Consider the following 850-nt stretch of genomic DNA (forward strand, 5'->3'; position numbering starts at 1 on the left):
TGCCAGACGGTCTTGGTTTCGAGGAAGGCCGTCATGCGCTCGGTACCCGGGTCGGCCAGCCAGTCGACCTTGGTGGCCGGCGGACGCAGGACACGCTTGAGGTTCTCCGCCGCCGCCTCTTCACACGTGACCGCCAGTTCCCCGTCGGCGCCGGTCAGATCGATGGCGTTGACGTCCATGTGGCCCGCCAGCCATGGCGCGATCTCGGCGGCCGAGCCGGTGAGGATGTTCACCACACCCCCGGGCAGGTCGGAGGTGGCCAGCACCTCAGCCAGTGTGATCGACGGCAGCGGCGCCCGCTCCGACGCGACCACCACACACGTGTTGCCCGTGACGATCACCGGAGCGATCACACTGACCAGCCCGAGCAGCGGGCCGGCCTCGGGGGCCACCACGGCGACCACGCCGGTCGGCTCGGTGCTGGACAGGTTGAAGTACGGCCCGGCGACCGGGTTGGCCGATCCCCGGATCGCGCCGATCTTGTCCGACCAGCCCGCGTACCACACGAGCCGGTCCACAGCCGCGTCCACCAACTCGCCGGCCTTGCGCACACCGACGCCGTCGGCGTCGACGAGTTCGGCCACGAACTGCGAGCGGCGCCCCTCCAGCATCTCCGCGACGCGGTAGAGGATCTGACCGCGGTTGTACGCGGTCGCGGCGGACCAGCCGGGGAAGGCCTTGCGCGCGGCGGCCACCGCCTCCCTGGCGTCCTTGCGGGAGGCCTTGGACGCGTTCGCCAGGAACTCACCCTTTGAGGAGCTCACGACATAGGACCTTCCGCTCTCGGATCGCGGAAACGCGCCACCGATGAACAGCTTGTACGTCTTGCGCACGGCCAGGCGCTCACTCA

1 protein-coding gene is annotated in these 850 nt (G+C 69.8%); it reads right to left on the reverse strand.

Features of this window, described 5'->3' with window-relative positions; genetic code table 11:
* The coding region (locus Psi02_RS39790) for an aldehyde dehydrogenase family protein (RefSeq protein WP_203981094.1) at window positions 1-839 on the reverse strand (839 nt) is incomplete at its 3' end.
* Window positions 840-850 lie beyond the last annotated feature (11 nt).

The organism is Planotetraspora silvatica, from assembly GCF_016863315.1.
Lineage (GTDB): Bacteria > Actinomycetota > Actinomycetes > Streptosporangiales > Streptosporangiaceae > Planotetraspora > Planotetraspora silvatica.